18 protein-coding genes are annotated in these 16,906 nt (G+C 44.9%); 6 read left to right on the top strand and 12 right to left on the bottom strand.

The window, feature by feature from the left end; translation table 11 throughout:
• Positions 1 to 294: 294 nt before the first annotated feature.
• Positions 295 to 996, top strand: coding sequence for a YitT family protein (locus GMES_RS08925; RefSeq protein WP_006992321.1), 702 nt, complete (start codon positions 295 to 297; stop codon positions 994 to 996).
• Here the strand turns inward: GMES_RS08925 and GMES_RS08920 are convergent.
• The 8 genes from GMES_RS08920 to GMES_RS08885 all read right to left on the bottom strand — a co-directional run bounded on the left by GMES_RS08920 (position 978) and on the right by GMES_RS08885 (position 8,185).
• Positions 978 to 1,397: a VOC family protein gene (locus tag GMES_RS08920; protein WP_006992320.1), complete on the bottom strand. Its 420-nt coding sequence runs from the start codon at positions 1,395 to 1,397 to the stop codon at positions 978 to 980. The genes GMES_RS08925 and GMES_RS08920 overlap by 19 nt on opposite strands.
• 123 nt (positions 1,398 to 1,520) lie before the next feature.
• Complete coding sequence (locus GMES_RS08915; protein WP_006992319.1) at positions 1,521 to 2,819, bottom strand: adenylosuccinate synthase; 1,299 nt, start codon at positions 2,817 to 2,819, stop codon at positions 1,521 to 1,523.
• Between the two features lie 81 nt (positions 2,820 to 2,900).
• Complete coding sequence (locus GMES_RS08910) at positions 2,901 to 3,026, bottom strand: DUF2065 domain-containing protein (protein ID WP_006992318.1); 126 nt, start codon at positions 3,024 to 3,026, stop codon at positions 2,901 to 2,903.
• Between the two features lie 117 nt (positions 3,027 to 3,143).
• A complete protein-coding gene (locus tag GMES_RS08905) occupies positions 3,144 to 4,643 on the bottom strand; it encodes a sensor histidine kinase (RefSeq protein ID WP_006992317.1) in 1,500 nt (499 codons plus the stop codon).
• Positions 4,643 to 5,362, bottom strand: coding sequence for a winged helix-turn-helix domain-containing protein (locus tag GMES_RS08900; RefSeq protein ID WP_006992316.1), 720 nt, complete (start codon positions 5,360 to 5,362; stop codon positions 4,643 to 4,645). The genes GMES_RS08905 and GMES_RS08900 overlap by 1 nt, the downstream gene beginning before the upstream one ends.
• Positions 5,363 to 5,468: 106 nt before the next feature.
• On the bottom strand, positions 5,469 to 6,188 hold the full coding sequence (locus tag GMES_RS08895) for a spondin domain-containing protein (RefSeq protein ID WP_006992315.1): 720 nt from the start codon (positions 6,186 to 6,188) through the stop codon (positions 5,469 to 5,471).
• A 10-nt stretch (positions 6,189 to 6,198) separates the two neighbouring features.
• A complete protein-coding gene (locus GMES_RS08890) occupies positions 6,199 to 6,903 on the bottom strand; it encodes a spondin domain-containing protein (RefSeq protein ID WP_006992314.1) in 705 nt (234 codons plus the stop codon).
• A gap of 187 nt (positions 6,904 to 7,090) precedes the next feature.
• The gene (locus tag GMES_RS08885) at positions 7,091 to 8,185 is read right to left on the bottom strand and encodes a YjiK family protein (RefSeq protein ID WP_006992313.1); all 1,095 of its coding nucleotides are present in this window, start codon (positions 8,183 to 8,185) and stop codon (positions 7,091 to 7,093) included.
• A gap of 377 nt (positions 8,186 to 8,562) precedes the next feature.
• On the opposite strand from GMES_RS08885, the gene GMES_RS08880 reads away from it, so the two are divergent.
• Positions 8,563 to 8,784, top strand: a complete 222-nt coding sequence (locus GMES_RS08880; protein ID WP_006992311.1) for a hypothetical protein — start codon at positions 8,563 to 8,565, stop codon at positions 8,782 to 8,784.
• Between the two features lie 121 nt (positions 8,785 to 8,905).
• On the opposite strand, the gene GMES_RS08875 is transcribed toward GMES_RS08880, so the two are convergent.
• Both GMES_RS08875 and GMES_RS08870 read right to left on the bottom strand, forming a co-directional pair.
• The gene (locus GMES_RS08875) at positions 8,906 to 9,979 is read right to left on the bottom strand and encodes a hypothetical protein (protein WP_006992310.1); all 1,074 of its coding nucleotides are present in this window, start codon (positions 9,977 to 9,979) and stop codon (positions 8,906 to 8,908) included.
• Between the two features lie 347 nt (positions 9,980 to 10,326).
• The gene (locus GMES_RS08870) at positions 10,327 to 11,229 is read right to left on the bottom strand and encodes a phosphoribulokinase (RefSeq protein WP_049797709.1); all 903 of its coding nucleotides are present in this window, start codon (positions 11,227 to 11,229) and stop codon (positions 10,327 to 10,329) included.
• A gap of 381 nt (positions 11,230 to 11,610) precedes the next feature.
• On the opposite strand from GMES_RS08870, the gene ompR reads away from it, so the two are divergent.
• Positions 11,611 to 12,333 (top strand): osmolarity response regulator transcription factor OmpR, encoded by a 723-nt coding sequence (ompR, locus tag GMES_RS08865; protein ID WP_006992308.1) that lies wholly within the window; start codon positions 11,611 to 11,613, stop codon positions 12,331 to 12,333.
• Between the two features lie 25 nt (positions 12,334 to 12,358).
• Positions 12,359 to 13,657 carry a two-component system sensor histidine kinase EnvZ gene (gene envZ, locus GMES_RS08860; protein ID WP_006992307.1) on the top strand — a complete coding sequence of 433 codons (1,299 nt, stop codon included), beginning with the start codon at positions 12,359 to 12,361 and terminating at the stop codon, positions 13,655 to 13,657.
• A 53-nt stretch (positions 13,658 to 13,710) separates the two neighbouring features.
• Here the strand turns inward: envZ and hslO are convergent, their stop codons facing one another.
• Positions 13,711 to 14,604, bottom strand: coding sequence for an Hsp33 family molecular chaperone HslO (gene hslO, locus GMES_RS08855; protein ID WP_006992306.1), 894 nt, complete (start codon positions 14,602 to 14,604; stop codon positions 13,711 to 13,713).
• Positions 14,605 to 14,636: 32 nt separating this feature from the next.
• Positions 14,637 to 15,053 carry an Hsp15 family ribosome-associated heat shock protein gene (hslR, locus tag GMES_RS08850; RefSeq protein ID WP_006992305.1) on the bottom strand — a complete coding sequence of 139 codons (417 nt, stop codon included), beginning with the start codon at positions 15,051 to 15,053 and terminating at the stop codon, positions 14,637 to 14,639.
• A 158-nt stretch (positions 15,054 to 15,211) separates the two neighbouring features.
• Between hslR and GMES_RS08845 the strand changes: the two genes are divergently transcribed.
• Together GMES_RS08845 and gspC are read left to right on the top strand one after the other, a co-directional pair.
• Complete coding sequence (locus tag GMES_RS08845; protein ID WP_006992304.1) at positions 15,212 to 15,907, top strand: SDR family oxidoreductase; 696 nt, start codon at positions 15,212 to 15,214, stop codon at positions 15,905 to 15,907.
• Between the two features lie 96 nt (positions 15,908 to 16,003).
• Positions 16,004 to 16,906: a type II secretion system protein GspC gene (gspC, locus tag GMES_RS08840; RefSeq protein ID WP_006992303.1), complete on the top strand. Its 903-nt coding sequence runs from the start codon at positions 16,004 to 16,006 to the stop codon at positions 16,904 to 16,906.

Here is a 16,906-nt window from a genome sequence, read left to right as displayed (position 1 = left end):
GGTACGCATAGTGCAAAATTGAAACAAATATATTTAATCAATCGTTGGTTTTGCAATTATAAATGCGCAGATTATTCATACAAAAATAGTTGGCTAAATCGTCTAAATGCCAACTTGTTTTTACAAGTAATATCAATAATTTACATGGCGTTAACCTGAGTGGCAATAAGGCTTGTGAGGGAGTCTTTTTACTGTACAATGCCGCCCCTCGAAAGCATAGACTTGCTCAAAATATATCCAGTAACGAGTTTGAAACCCGTTTAGACACTGGAAAAATCTAGGAGAAATTCAGGTATGCATTCCTCAACACATCGATTTTACGAAGATGTACTGGCCATATTAAGCGGTACGGTCTTCGTTAGCTTAGGTTTAGCCATCTTCAAAGCATTAGGTTTATTGATTGGTGGTACGGCAGGTATTGCGCTATTGCTGAGCCAGTTTGTACCGGTTAAATTTGGTTTACTGTTCTTTATTGTGAACTTGCCGTTTTATTACATTGCGCTGAAACAGTTAGGCTGGCGTTTTACCCTGAATACCTTTGTGACCATTACGCTGGTGTCTTTGCTGGTGGAAAACATGCATTTGTTCATATCCCTGAGTGACATTCAGCCGGTTTTTGGTGCCGTTGTGGGAGGAATGCTAATTGGTATGGGCATGCTAATTTTATTCAGACACAAATCCAGTTTGGGTGGCTTGGGTATTCTGGCATTTTATTTACAAGGCAGCCGAGGTATTCGCGCAGGTACATTTCAGCTAGTGGTAGACACTTTAATCGTAGTTGGGGCACTGTTCATTATGAACCCAATTTTATTGGCCATTTCATTGGCAGGGATGGTGACGACCAACGTAATACTCGCGGTGAATCATAAACCTGGGCGTTATCACAGTAACTATGCAGAAACCATGGCCGAGTTAACCTCAGAAACCTCCCAGGAAGCTAAAACTATCCGACAGATCCAAACTGCTAAGGTTTCTGATCAACCGGCGAACAGCTGACCAATATCGTTAAATGCTTTAAATTCAAGAGCATTGCCACACGGGTCGAGTAAAAAAAGTGTAGCCTGCTCCCCAGGCTGCCCTTTAAAACGCACATAGGGTTCAATCACAAAACTCACCTCAGCGGCTTGCAGGCGATGAGCTAAGTTTTGCCAATCTTTCATCTTAAGCACAACCCCGAAATGCGGCACAGGTACGGCTTTATCATCGACCTTGTTTGGTGCAGGTTGGCTTGGCATTGCCGCAACCAAATGCGTCACTAATTGATGACCAAAGAAGTTCCAATCTATCCAGTTTTCTGAAGAGCGGCCTTGCTCGCAGCCGAGCAATTCGCCGTAAAAGGCTTTGCTTGCCACCAAGCTGGTAACGGGAATGGCTAAATGAAAAGGCATAACTGACATGGTGTTTCCTTTTGGGTCTACGTGAGCAATGTACTATCGAATACGCGCTGGCGAAACTATGGCAAAAGCGCAGGCATAAAAAAAGCCGCTTAAAAGCGGCTTTCAGAATACAACAATTGGCTATTACACCTCAAATGGGTGACGCAGAACGATGGTTTCGTTGCGGTCAGGGCCCGTTGAGATAATATCGATTGGTACGCCCGTTAACTCTTCTAGGCGTTTGATATAGTTTTTGGCGGCTTGAGGCAAATTATCATACTCGGTCACACCGAAAGAGTTTTCACTCCAGCCCGGCATTTCTTCATACACAGGTGTGATGAGTTCATAATCATCAGCAGCCATAGGCGGAACATCTTTTACTGTGCCATCTGCATGCTTGTAGCCAGTACAAATACTCAGAGTTTCTAAGCCATCAAGTACGTCTAATTTGGTTAAGCAAAAGCCAGTAATAGAGTTAATTTGCACAGCACGTTTCATGGCAACGGCATCGAACCAACCCGTGCGGCGTTTACGCCCAGTGGTTGCGCCGAATTCATGGCCTTTAATGCCTAAATGCTGGCCTACATCACAATCTAATTCCGTTGGGAATGGGCCAGAACCAACACGCGTTGTGTAAGCTTTAACAATGCCCAGTACGTAATCTAAATGAAGCGGGCCAAAGCCAGCGCCAGTTGCTACGCCACCAACAGTGGTATTGCTTGAGGTTACATAAGGGTAAGTACCGTGGTCAATATCAAGCAAGGTGCCTTGAGCGCCTTCAAACATAATTTCGTCACCGCGTTTACGGGCGCGATCTAATACGTCAGTTACATCAACCACCATGGCTTTTAATATATCAGCCACAGCTAATGCATCAGCCAGTGTTTTCTCATAGCTTACTGGCTCAACTTTATAATAGTTGGTCAGCATAAAGTTATGATACTCAAGCACTTCTTTTAGCTTTACAGCGAAATCGGTTGGATTAAACAAGTCACCCACTCGTAAGCCACGACGAGAGACTTTGTCTTCGTATGCTGGCCCAATACCGCGACCAGTGGTGCCGATTGGCTTGTCGCCACGGGCTTTTTCACGGGCTAAATCAAGCTCGACGTGAAAGGGAAGAATAAGTGGGCAAGCCTCACTGATACGCAAGCGCTCCTTTACAGGTACGCCGCGCTCTTCAAGCATCGCGCTTTCTTTCAGCAATGCTTCAGGGCTAAGGACAACACCGTTGCCGATAACACAGGTTACGTTTTCACGTAAAATACCAGAAGGAATGAGGTGCAAAACGGTTTTTTCGCCGTCAATGACCAGTGTATGTCCTGCGTTGTGTCCACCTTGATAACGAACAACATAGGTTGCTTTATCAGTTAAAAGATCTACAACCTTACCTTTACCCTCGTCACCCCATTGGGTTCCGAGTACCACTACATTTTTAGCCATGGATTAGAGAAGTGTCAGAAAATTAGGCGGGGATCCTATCAAATTTCAAGCGGCATCTGAATACAAAAATGCGCTTAATTTTTATATCAGGAAAAACAGGCTGACGACACCTATGGTCACAAGCACGCCATCGACGCTACGTAATTGATTTACAGGCTGTTCTACCATTTGCTGCAGGTAATTCCGCCATTTATTAGGAAACAACATAGGGCCGATGCCTTAAAGGATAAGGACTATTGCGAAGGCAATAAAGAGGGTATGCAACATAAAAAACGCTCTAAAACGAAACAAGCGGCATATGATATAGCAAATTGATCCCTCACCCTAATGAGCTAATGCATTGCTGTTTACCAGTGTTAACTCAAAGCTAAAGCAGGTGCCTTTGCCTAGTTTGCTCTCAACCGTTAAGTCTGAATTGAGTAGCGCCATTAGTTTTTGACAAATGGCTAAGCCTAAACCAGCGTGGCTGCAGGTGTCTTTCTCAGTGTTACTTGCTTGATAGCGCGCATCAAAAATAAAAGCGATTTCTTTGTCACTGATACCAACCCCAGTATCGCGAATATCCACCCTGAGTTTGTCGTTGTGTATCGCAACAGCTAAATCTATTTTGCCCTTTTGTGGCGTGTGGCGAATGGCGTTGGCAATTAAGTTAGTCAGCACCCTTTCCAATTTACCTATGTCTGCAAACACGTGATACTCGAAGTGATTAGGGATGACGCGAATCTGTATGTTTTTGTTTTGTGCGTCTAAGGCAAACTTAGCCGCTACATCATGAAGTAGCTCTCCAAGAGGGAAGGGCTCTTGATGCAAGGTGACTTGCCCGCCTTCTAAATAAGCGAGCTCAAAGATTTGGTCGATAAGGTGTTTAAGGTTTTTAGCATTCTTAAGGGACACGTCAACGAAATGATCCCGGTCCTGTTTGGATAAGGTCTCACCATTTAACGCTAGTGTTTCAATATAGCCCTGCAAACTGGCCAGCGGTGTGCGCAAATCATGGGATAAATCGGCTAAAAGCACGCGGCGCTGGGTATCGATTTTGCTCAGCTGCTCAAATTGGTTATCGATATGAGTCAGCATATCGGTAAATGCACAGCCAAGGCGGTCAACTTCGTTGTGGCTGTTTTTATTCCAAACGGCTAAATCACGGGGTACTTGATCGCGGTGAAAATCAGCTTCGCGAACCTTTTCCATGTCGTCACTTAAGCGCCTCAGTGGCGTGGTGAAGTACTTAAACATCACTAACAAAGCAACTAGTAACAGCATTAAACCGACTACTAGGAATATGGCAATTTCACGCATGCTTTGGCTGTTTTTTAAACTGGCCAGAATGGAGTCATAACGCTCACCGCCAATAATGACATACAAATAACCTTGCAGTTTGTCGTCATTATAGACAGGCGCAGCGGAAAAAATTTTATGACGACCGAGTTGCCTAGGATCATCTCCTTCAACGGGAAAGCTACGATTGTCGCCAATCAAATGCTTAATCGGCCCGATGTCTACGGTTTTGGCCTTTACCTTACCTGGTTTCGCCGAATAGGTGAGTATTTTGCCTTGCGGGTCTAGGTAGTAAAACTCAAAGTTAGGCCCCAATATCATCAAAGAATGGAAAAGGTTCCCTAACGCGTCGTAGTCATATACGCCTTCTTTTAACAGTGGATTGTCGCGCACCAGGTGCTCGGCTAGGCCTATGTGTAGTTTTTGTTCCGCTTCTTGTTGGGTTAGTTTTTGCAACTCATTAGTGGAGTAAAAACAGGCAATCATGACCAGCATAAATACCGCCACCAGTGAAATAGCTAAACGTTGATAGAAGCAGATTTTCATTAGCCAGATACCCCTTGAGGATTAAATTTGTAGCCCACACCCCAGACGGTTTGCACAATTTTAGGGGAGGTGGCATCGTTTTCGAGCTTGGCCCGCAGTCGATTGATATGAGAGTTCACCGTATGTTCATAGCCGCGGTGGTGATAACCCCATACCGATTCTAGCAATTGGCTTCGGCTGAATACTTGGCCTGGGTGGCTGGCAAGATGATGCAATAGTTCAAACTCGGTGGCGGTGAGCACCAGTTCTTGCTCTGCTAAAAACACCTGATGGGTTTTTTGGTCTATTCGTAAATTGCCAGTATTTAGTGCTTCATCTGGTTGCTGTGACGGTACGTGGGACTGGCGCAAAGCGTGCACTTTGCGTAACTGTGAACGCACCCTAGCTTGTAGCTCACGCACGCTAAAAGGCTTTGTCATGTAATCATCTGCGCCTAACTCTAACCCCAGTACCCTATCGGTTTCAGAGTTCTTCGAGGTCAGCATAATGATGATTTGCATCGGGCGTTCATCGCGAATTTTACGACAAATATCTAAGCCGCTCATGTTGGGTAGCATGACGTCTAGTAAAATAACGTCATACTCGTTACTTAGTGCTTGTTGTAGCGCAGTTTTGCCGTCGACTTGATGGTCTATTTCAACACCAAGTTCTAATAAATTAACCCGCATTAGGTTGGCTATATCAAGGTCGTCTTCAACAATGAGGATGCTATCTGTCATAGGGAGTACCACTATTTAAAAACATATAGAGCGATAAAAAAGCGCTTATCTTTCATTCGATCAGCGCTTTTTACTTTATACACCTATCTCCTCACATTATTTTTTGTTATTCCGTTCGCGTAATGCGCACACGAATGACAGGGTTGTCGAACTTGTGCTCAACGGTTAAAGCTGAGGTACTTAAGCCATCGTCAGCACTAACCACACCTGGATGCATGGAGATAAAGCCAGTGTCATCACGGGTAGGATTAAAGCCTTCACCGCTTGCAGCAGGGCCTGGTACAGTTGCGGCACTTTCGGAGTTTTTCTCAGTGCCTGCATCATATGCAGGGCGGTTGCTGGTCCAGCTGTCACCTACCTCTAATTGAGATAAATCCCATGCGTTTAAGCCGGTAAACGCATCATTGGTATTGCCTAGCATTGCCGCAATAGTCAACTTAGCATCAGTGATGTCTTGGATGGTTACACTGATAGTTTGCTGGTCGCCAGGCATGATTGGGCCTTCGCCACCGGCACTTGTCATCCCTAGGGTTAGGAACGACTCAGAGTCACCGACTTCTGCTATTCGCTCTAACTCAACAGAAGGTACCTGACCTACTGCCCACAAGTTACCGTCAGCATGCAAAACAACAGCGGGAGGGGATACAGGTTGTCCGTTGGTTAGGTTGATAACCGTTACATCGTAGCTTACGTCAACGGGCGTAGGCACTGGGGCGGGTACTTCAACTTCAACAATCACTTCTTTGGTGTCGTCGCCACAGGCGCTAAGCGCTAATGGCAATGCCAGCAAAATGGCTTTCTTATAATGTCTGATTATATTTGGCATAACAGTCTCCTTATCTGACGGTTACTGTTACTTTTGCGACTGGGTTTAACCAGCGATGAACCGCGTTGTCTACGTCACTAACACCGTCTGTTAACGAGTCATCGCCGATGTTACCGCGGTGAATATGTACAGTAGCATTGGTGTCTGCACCTGCAACGCCGCTACCGCCAGTGCCTAGCAGTGGCTCAAGTGGAGGTGGAACAGGCATGCCTGGCATACCTGGTGCGCCGCTACCCCGCAGTTCGTCGTTGGCTTCTGTACCTGCATCATATGCATTTAGAAATACAGTGTAAGTGCCTGCTTCGGTTGGGATTTCCCAATTATCGAGACCCACGAAACCATCGTTTGAGGGTAAAACCATGGCCACAACAGACAACATGACGTTACCGTCTGTGGTCATGACATCCCCTGAGGCGCTCATTGTAGGGGCAAGTAATCCGCCTGCAGGGTTTGCAATCATGTCAGCACTAGCAGCTGTCGCTACTGTGGTGATTCCGTCGATGCTGCCACCCTCAGCCATCATCTGTAATTCTGTACTGGCTGCTTCGCCTACTTCAAACAAGCTGACATCTGGGGTATGAATAACTGCCGCTATGGGGGTGAAATATAAACCGTGGGTTAAATTTTGTACTTCGACACTGATGTCGGCGGCCAAGCTTTGTTGGCTTGATAACGCTAGCATTGCTGCCGCAGATAGAATAGTTGTGCGCTTCATGATCGTTCCTCAATAGTGAATTTGTGTTAATGCACAATCAATATTGCGAGGTAAATATCCCGAAAGTATCACGGAAAAAACACGATTTTGTTCTACTGGACAAACAATAGATATTTCACAAAAAAAGAAATTTGAGATGGGTTAGGAGAGCAATAGATGCCCCTAGATGTGACTCAATAGCGGTTTACTATGCCGGTTCAGTCTCGGCTGTTTGAACGGGTTTTGGCTCTATTGTGGGGGCCAATTTAGCGGGTGGCGATTTAGGGACGGGCTTTGGTGACGACAGAGGAACCGCGGGTGTGTCCAATTTAGGGGGTGGTGCTATAGGCTTAGGTCTGGGCTTAACTTTAATTGATTTTTTCATTTGTTTTCTAACGGGAATTTTCTTCGCTTTGTCTAATTGGATACTGTAACCATTGCCACCAATGCCATTAAAGACCTCGTCAGTAAAAATAATGGTATTGTTGTCCGCAGCAAATGTAACTGCTTCCTTTTGAGTGACTATGCCTAAATCAATTTGATAAGCGTCACCGGAAAAGAAGTCATCATCTTTCCAATTTTCGAACAACCACAATCGTTCTGAATCGAGTAATACCAACTTGGTGCGATCTGGGCTAAGCGCAGCTGAAGTCACCCAGCACAGTTCTTTTATGATGGTACAGGTCGAGAATTCATTAATGTATTCAGCGTCAAAATTTGCTGCGTGATCACCAATTTTGTAAATGCGTGTTTTCCCATCAAAAGGGCTCGTACGATTTTTGGTGAACAGGTATAAATTGCGCTTAAAATAGATAAAGGCCTCAACATCATAATGTACATTTTTACGCGGTTTTTCACCGTTTACGGCCTTGAATTTGGGGTAGGTAAACTTAATGATTTCAGCAGTGGTGGTATCCCCTTTTATATCGATAGGGTTTTCAATTTTGTAGATGGTTAACCATTCGCGATCATTGTCGTTGTTGCCAAAATCACCAATAAAAAAGTGGCCAAAATAGTCCTGGGTCATGTCTTCCCAGTCAGAATTTTTGGCATTGGTGATTTTGATGCTGCGGACGATGTCACCTGTATCGTCAAGTTGATACAAGCGGGGTTCATCGCCACCATCATTGATTGCCCACAAACGTTGCCTTTTATCGAACTCAATACCGGAAATTTCTTTTAAGCGGCTATCAAAACTAATGAATTTAACACTATTGAGCAACCACACGCGGTAACCTTGCACCGCAATGAATATGGCTGTGGTCGCCAATACGAGATAAGTAATGGATTTTTTGGTCAGCATGAAAAATCGTAGAGTTTGAGTGTTGGGCTAAGTATACCGTTATAGGCCCAAAAAAGGTGCCTATATTGCTCAGCAAAGTGCAAAAAAGTGTTACTTGCTAGTGACACCATTTGAAAGCCGTGATTAAAGGGCCAATATGTCGTTAAACTGCGACAGAACCTGCCTATATGAGGCGTAGTTGAGGTAAAACTAAGTTATTGAAAATTATGATTTTAAAAAGTCATTATTTAAGCTGTTAATTATTTTCAATCTTAAGGTTAAATTTTCTTGACGAGATTTGAAATTGGGCGTAAAAATCCGCCGATTGCAGACAAAAACTGCTGCAAGAAATAAGCGTTTCTATCGCCGTAAGGCATCCTTATTTTGGTGAGGAATTTATGAAATTTTTACTAGGATTGGTGTTATCACTGACATTGTTCGGTGCGGTTGCTGATGAAGGCGAAGTTGCCGATGCAGCATTGATTGCAGAATTAAAACAGTACTGTAATGACATTGCTGAAGAAGATGGTACAGGTGGACAAAACCTAAATACGTTTTTGCTTGAATGTGTAAACAACGAGCTAACGAACGAAGGTTATCAAAAAGTAGAAAAAATCTAAGCCAATCTTTGGCACATTGTTCTAGCCACGCCTTTAGGCGTGGCAGTTTAACAGCAAATTCGCTCGGTATTATGCGTTCTTTGTTTGAATTGAAATCTTAGCCTTTAGCCCTGCCACTTAGTTATCCTTTAGCCAACACCGCTAGCATACGCAAAAAACCTGCAACAGAAGACAACGGCGCCGACTCCTGCATGGTGTGATAGCCCGACGATGGAATTTGTAGGGTTGTGCCGTCCACCAAGCCATTAGATGCAGAGATAATTCGACCTAACTCGGTGGCGCCTAGGGAATAAGGAGCGTCGCCATTGGCGATCAGCTTGGCATTTTGCGCTTCTACATAGGTGTCTTTAAATTGATAACTAAGACCCAGATTTTGACATTCAGCCATCAAACGTTCAGTTAAACGCGGGTTAAACACAGCGTTGGCGTCTTTGTGACGCAATATAAGGTTTTGCTGTGCTGCAGTAGGTAAATCCGGGTAGGGGCTGGTATCTACAACAATTAACTGATTAGTTGAGCCACCGAAGCGTCTGAACCATTCAAGTAAATAGCGCCAACTTTTTCCAGCTTCTTCTTGAGCTGTGAAAAAAGCTGTTCCTTGGAACCCACCTTCGAATAAATGCACAAGAGCAGCAGTGGTCAATATATTATCGAGCTGGCCTACTAACGCTTGATCTGTAATGTTTAGCTTATCGGTAAAGGCCACAGGTGTGCCTGCTACAACGTGTTCTAATCCATCGACTTCAAAAATAAGGTTATTGCGATTCTCACAGATATAAGCTCCTTTGATGGTGCCGCGCCCACGATATGCGCCGGACCAAGGCTCGTAAGCGTAAACCGACTCATCATCGAAACGGTCGACTATTTTACGCATTAAGCTTTCGCTGACAGAGTTGCCTAGCAAATCAGAGCGAGCACCCGCCACAAAAGCAGCGTACTGGAATTCATTTGGGCCTGTACAGACTAAACCATGGCGGTCAATATGCGCCGAAAACATCATGCTATCTGGGGCGTTGCCCTGAGCCACAAGCAAGCCTTCATACCAAGTAACTTTTGCACCTCGTTCTTCTAATTCACGTTGCAACACGCGAAAAAATGAATGCTCTGCGCCGACCACACTGGGGCTGCGCATTAGGCTGCTGAGCAATTCAATAAAACTGGCTGGCAAATCGGCTTGAGCAAAGGGATGGGGCATAACGTACGACCTAATTCTGTTTTGCCTGTAAGGCAACTAAATGAATAAGATTGCGTTATACCATGTTAGTTAGGGCGTGTTGAGCTTTGCTGAACGAATTTTGGTCTAAATGGAAGCGTTTTAATCGCAAAACAGTCCTGCGGGCTTAGTGGGCTAAGTCAAAGGACTGTGACAAAGAGTAAAATACTTCCATGACGCCCCCTTCGGGCAGCGCCTGTGTACTGTTTATACCGCGTTGAATACTTTTGATTTAGCCCACTAGACCTTCAAACATTCGCCTTGCCTAAACAGCACACAGATCGCTGCAAAAATGAGCAGAAAAAATCAACACGCCCTAATGATTGGAATTATTTATCTGAGACCCAGTCCATTTGAAAACCCGCTCGGCGTTTTTTGTCGAGGATCTCTTCTAATAAAGGCGTGAGAATAAGCTCCATCGCCAAGCCCATTTTACCACCTGGTACCACTAAGGTGTTGATACGAGACATAAAAGCACCGTCGATCATTTGCAGTAAATACGGGTAATTAACGGTTTTCATTTCTCGGCGAAAACGCACGACAACAAAGCTCTCGTCTTGGCTGGGGATCTCCCGGGCGCTAAAGGGGTTTGAAGTATCAACGGTTGGTACACGTTGAAAATTTACATGGGTACGAGAAAACTGCGGTGTAATATATTGAAAGTAATCGTCTAGGCTGCGCACTATGCTACTCATGACGGCTTCTCGTGAATGGCCCCGCTCTGCGGTATCGCGCACTATTTTCTGGATCCATTCTAAATTTACGATGGGTACCATACCGACCAATAAGTCTACGTGTGTCGCAACGTCAGCCTCTTCCGTGACTACGCCACCATGTAAGCCTTCGTAAAATAATACGTCGGTATTGGTTGGCAGTTCCTGCCATGGCGTAAAAGTACCGGGCATTTGATTAAACGGCACCGCTTCGTCAAATGAATGCAAATAGTGACGGTGTTTGCCGCGACCCGTTTCAGCATATTCACTGAACAATTGTTCGAGCATTACGAAATCATTGGCTTTGGGGCCAAAATAGCTAATGTGTCGGCCTTGTTCTTGGGCTTTACGAATTTCGACTTCCATCTCTGGGCGTGTAAAACGGTGAAAGCTATCGCCAGCCACAACAGCAGCATTCACCGACAAATTACGAAAGATATGACGGATCGCATTGGTGGTTGAAGTGGTGCCAGCCCCAGAAGAACCAGTGATTGCAATAATTGGGTGTTTTACAGACATGTAGGTTTCTTGATGGAAAAAATGAATACCATTTAAATGCAAGCGGCTAGTTAGGGTCAAGCGCTATTCTTATTTAGTGATAAATACTGGCGTTGTAGAAGACAGGGTTTGCGCTGTGCAAAAGCGAGTCGGGCGCGCGCCAACACGAGTTAGTGAGTGGTGTTTTTTTCACATAGATTGTTTTGCTAGGTTAAGCAGTTCAAATCAACTAACGAATTGCGTTAGTGCTAAAAATGCAACACTACATCAGCTAAATGGCTGATGTGACGTGTGCCACGGGACAAACTTTGTAACAAACCAAAATGTTGCAAACCCAGAGGATGCTTTGGAATTTCAGCGCTTTACCTTATAGTGGCTTTACTGTGATAAAGGGATCCGATAATGGGACAAGAAACCACAAAAATTTTAGTTGTAGACGATGATATGCGTTTACGCAGCCTGCTTGAACGTTACTTAGTCGAGCAAGGTTATCAGGTAAGAGCGGCTGCCAATGCAGAACAAATGGATCGCATGCTAGAGCGTGAGAACTTCCATTTGATGGTACTTGATTTAATGTTGCCTGGGGAAGATGGCTTGTCTATTTGCCGGCGATTACGTCAAAAAGAAAATGAAATTCCTATCGTGATGCTAACAGCCAAAGGCGATGAAGTTGATCGTATTATTGGCCTTGAAATGGGCGCAGATGATTATTTGCCCAAACCGTTCAATCCTCGTGAGTTATTGGCACGGGTGAAAGCGGTTTTACGGCGTAAAGTGATTGAAGCTCCTGGTGCGCCGTCTCACGCTGAGCAGATTGTTGAGTTTGGCAAGTTCAAATTGAATTTGGGTACGCGTGAAATGTCTAGCGAAGGTACGCCCATGACATTGACCAGTGGCGAGTTTGCTGTGCTGAAATCTTTGGTTACCCATCCACGCGAGCCGTTATCGCGGGATAAATTGATGAACTTAGCACGTGGCCGTGACTACAGTGCTCTTGAGCGTAGCATCGATGTGCAAGTATCTCGTTTACGCCGCATGCTTGAAGAAGACCCTGCGAACCCACGTTACATTCAAACCGTGTGGGGCTTAGGTTACGTATTTGTACCAGACGGTGGCGGAGCCTAGCCGTCGCTAGCGTAAATTATAAAACGTGAGATTCCTTCCTAAAAGTGCTTTCGGGCAAACGGTACTGCTGATTGGTATGTTGTTACTGATCAATCAAGTGGTATCGTATTTGTCTGTGACCTATTACTTCATCCGCCCCAGTTACCAGCAAATTAATAACTTGTTGGCTACGCAGATCAACCTAGTTTTTATCGAAGAAATTGACCATAAAGATCCCGAGCTGCATAAGCGCTTTTTTGCTGCTACTGGCATGCGCTTATTGAGTAATGAAAAAGCGCAAGTGGAAGGGGTAGAACAGGCGATTTATTATCCTTATTTGTCTCGCCAAATGAGTTTGAAACTCGGCGGCGACGCGGAAGTGCGTATTACTCAAGGTAATCCGTATTTGGTGTGGGTTAAACCGCCGCAGGATCCTAGCGTGTGGGTTACTATTCCTATGCTGAGCCACGGTGAGTCGGATATTTCGCCATTGACCATTTACTTATTGGTGATTGGTATTTTAAGTGTCGCCGGTGGTTGGATATTCGTGCGTAGGCTGAATAAACCATTGCAAGCCTTGCAACATGCGGCAATTGAAGTTGGGCGCGGGAATATACCGCCGCCGCTTGAAGCGCAAGGCTCAACTGAATTAATGGCTGTTACTCAGGCATTTAATCAAATGGCCAAGGGAATAAAGCAACTTGAAGATGACAGGGCGCTGTTAACGGCCGGTATCTCTCATGATTTACGCACACCATTGACCCGCATTCGTTTAGCCACTGAAATGCTCCCTGAAGCCCAAGATTGGTTAAAGGAAGGCATAGTGAATGACATCGAAGATATGAACGAAATCATCGATCAGTTCATTAATTATGTACGCCAAGATCAACAAGAGAGCATGGTTAGCGTGGACGTGAACGATCTTATCCGTGATGCAGTTCAAGTGCGCAACATTGAAGAGCATCACAATATTCACTTGCACCTCAAACCTATTCCGACTGCTTGTATGCGCAGGGTCGCGCTTAAGCGGGTGTTAGACAACCTGATTGAAAATGCTTTTCGCTATGGTAGCGAAGACATTGAAATTCGCTCTGGCTACGATAAGGCGCGTAATTTGCTGTTTTTCTCTATCCGGGATTTCGGCCCAGGTATTCCTGATACGCAAATTGAAGGTTTGTTCAAACCCTTCACTCAAGGCGACAAGGCCAGAGGGAGTTTGGGCTCAGGGTTAGGGCTTGCCATTATCAAGCGAATTGTCGATATGCACAGCGGCGAAGTGACATTAAAAAACCACCCTGAAGGTGGTTTAATCGCCAGCATCTATATTCCTCACACTTGCCCTTAACGAAAAAGGGCAAGCAAGGTTTGCGCTGATAGACTTGTTTGCGCGGCCTGCAGTTATTGGTCGCTTTGTGTGTCCATCGCAAAAGTACCTGCGTGAATGGCGTGCACGTCAATTTCATCGAAGCGATATTCGCGATGACAATATTGGCAGTTCATTTTGATAGCGCCCTCGGTAGCAACAATATCCAATAATTCCTCTTTTTGCACTGCGGCTAGTGCATTCGCGCTGCGCTCTCGGCTGCAGCTGCATTTAAAAATAATGTCAGCTGGCGGGTAAACTTCAATTTCTTCCTGATGGTAAAGGCGATAAAGAATATCTTCAGCAGGTAAGCTAAATAGTTCTTCATTTTTAATGGTTTCGGTTAGCTTAGCTAAATGCTCGAATCCTGTGTCGCCGGTCGCTGTTGCCTGACTGCTGGTGGGTAGAATTTGCAAGAACATGCCGCAGGCCTTTGCGCCGCTATCAGTTTGCTGGGTGCGCAAAATAACTTTGGTTGCAAGCTGCTCTGATTGTTGAAAATAGCTCTCGATACATTCTGCTAAGGTCGGTTTATCCAGAGCTACCATTCCTTGATAACGTTCACCGTCTTCAGGGGTAATAGTGATCACTAAAATACCCTTTGTAAACAGCTGACTAAAGTCATCGGGTAGTTCAGCCAACGACTCATCCCATCGTGCTACGCCGCGCAACTGCTGATTGTGAGTGCCGTTGATAACGGCGTAGTTTACCGGGCCATCGCTTTGCAACTGCAGGGCAATATCCCCTTCAAATTTCAATGTTGCAGTCAGTAGTGATGTGGCTGCCATTAATTCACCAAGCAGTTTTTGAATGACAGGTGGGTAAGCGTAAGAATCCAAAATAGATTGGTAGCTGTTTTCTAATCTAACGAGCTCACCACGCACATGAGCTTGATTGAAAAGGTAGCGATGCAATTGGTCAAAAGACATAATAATTTCTCTATGTAGCAGCTTTTCGCTGATTACTGATGTTTAAGTTGGATAATTTGTCGGCGTTGTTTCTTGTCAGGGCGCTGATCAGGCTTGGGGCTATGAAAAGCACTTAACTTTCGCATCTCAGCATTTTTTTCACGTTGTGCGAGGCTTTCCGGGGTTTCCTCGAACATCAGCTGGGCTAACGGAGCAGAACGACGATGTTCAGCTAATTCTACCACGACGATCTCTTTTACATCGTATCCTTGGGGAACTTTTATTGTAACTCCGAGCTCTACCGCTTTGCTTGGTTTGCAACGTTGGCCATTGTAACTGACCTTGCCTGACATCACTGCTTCTCTGGCCAGAGCACGGGTTTTAAAAAAGCGCGCAGCCCAAAGCCATTTATCTAAGCGAACACTTTGTTCTGTAAAAGAATTTTTGCGGTTTTGCATGTTGTTTGACATAAAGAGTGGCCGATATGTAATATTTTCGTAACGAATGCTTAATAGAGTTGTGACCCCGATGGCGACTCGTTATCATTGATGGAAAGAAATTTAAAAATAATAATAAAATATAAGTGGTTTATGTTACGCCCACAGCCCCTAAAAGGAAAACTTAACCGATGAAAACTGTGCTTGTCACAGGTGCTAACCGTGGTTTGGGTTTAGGGCTATGCCAGCAATATTTTTCCCTGGGGGATGTCGTGATTGGCGTTTGCCGAGCAAATGCTGAGCAAGCAGACTTACTCGCGTTAAAAACGCAAGAAGAAGATAGGATGCACATTTTACATGCTGATCTTTGTTCACAGGCATCAATCGAACAATTGGCAGAGTGCGTACAAGGCCAGTTCAAAATTGATGTGCTGATTAATAACGCCGGGGTAAGCGCTAATGAAGCCTTCGGTGAATGGACGCAAACCGCCTTTATGGATAATTTTTTAGTGAACAGTGTGGCGCCCAGCTTAATGTGCCAAGCATTGCACGATACGTTAACCTCACAGGCGCGCGTTATTCAGTTATCCTCAGGGGTTGCATCTATCGCCCAAAGTGACAAATTTGCTCAAGCACCGTTAGACGCTTACGCCATGAGTAAAGCTGCGCTGAATATGTTTACGCGTCGTTTTGCATTACAGTGTCAGGCTAGCAAGCAAATTGTTTGCGCGCTAAGCCCAGGTTGGGTTCAAACTGATATGGGTGGACAAGATGCAACGAGTACAGTACAAGATGCATCGAGAAAAATAGTTACCTTAATTGAGCGGTTAACCATAGCGGATACCGGTCATTTTTTTGATGAAAACGGGGCTCAGCTCCCATGGTAAACTATTCAGTGCGTACACGCCTGAGTATGGCTCAGCCGATGATTTATAAGATTCAACTGCGAGAAAAGAACTATCACTAACTATAATTTCAATCACTTGTGGCTAAGCTTAATTAAGTATCAGCAGCTGATAAATCGCGTTGTTGTGGCGATATTAGTGATTTTCTTATTAGCGTATTTAGCCGAGTTGACGTGGCGTTTATGGCCTAAAAGCGAATTGGCACATAATGATGCGCCATTAACGCGCCTTGCCCCGATAGCGTCTGGTAATAATTCCACACTGAATTTGAATGCCATAAAACGACTTAATTTATTTGGCGATTTTCAAGCCTCACCAGTGGCTGAACAAACCGTTACTGATGCACCTGAAACAAAACTAAATCTGACGCTGACCGGTGTAGTCACCAGCTCAGTGCAAGAACAAGGTGCCGCAATTATTGAAAACCGAGGTAGTCAAGACACCTACGGCCTAGGCGAAAAAATCATCGGCACCAATGCTACGTTACGTGAAGTGTTTCGTGACAGAGTTATCATTCGTAACGGGGTGGTGAATGAGACGCTTATGTTAGATGGTGTTGATTTTGATGAAGCCAATAAAAAACGCTCTAGTACTCCTCGACGCCCTGCACCTGCAATTTCTCCCTCGCCGATGCAAGATAACGTGATTACCTTGTCTGATGACGTGGTAGACGCCACGCGTATGCTTCAGCAACAACCTGCTAATTTTACTGATTTTATTTCGGTCGCTCCCCATAGTGCTGATGGTGAGTTACTAGGCTATCGCGTCAGTCCAGGTAAAAAGCCTGCATTATTTAAAGCGGCAGGTTTACAAAATGGCGATGTGATTACTGATATTAATGGTTTGAATTTAACCGATCCTCAGCAAGCTGTTGAGGCCATGGGCGAGTTGCGTGGTGCGCAATCCTTACAAATTACCGTCAGTCGAGACAACGATTTGCTGACCTTGTTTTTAGAATTACCCTATGCGGAACAGGAATAA

Source organism: Paraglaciecola mesophila KMM 241, assembly GCF_000315015.1.
GTDB classification, from domain to species: Bacteria; Pseudomonadota; Gammaproteobacteria; order Enterobacterales; family Alteromonadaceae; genus Paraglaciecola; species Paraglaciecola mesophila.
This window is presented reverse-complemented; position numbering and strand designations above follow the sequence as displayed.